The organism is Bacillus sp. OTU530 (assembly GCF_038440375.1).
Window position 1 is genome coordinate 1 of sequence record NZ_JASATP010000197.1, and the last position, 216, is coordinate 216.

At 36.1% G+C, this 216-nt stretch carries 1 pseudogene; it reads right to left on the minus strand.

Going from position 1 to position 216, the window contains the following annotated elements:
* Positions 1 to 216: pseudogene (locus tag AAHB12_RS31605) on the minus strand (spore gernimation protein); the annotation flags it as partial.

A 216-nucleotide genomic window follows, 5' to 3' on the forward strand; every position in this document is an offset into this window, starting at 1 on the left:
TTATGACTTTACTTCATGCTTCCTCTTTTTCAATCTTAAGACAAGCAGAAGTAGCAATGGTTGTAACCCAAATAAAAACAACGCAAAATTGCCCATCATGTCTCCTAATTTAAATACTTCATTGATGCTTTTGGGAGTCATGGCGATGATGTAGATAATCGGAAGTAATCCATACATAAATGGATAAATGTTCTTTTGAAAGAGTTGCGCGAGCCC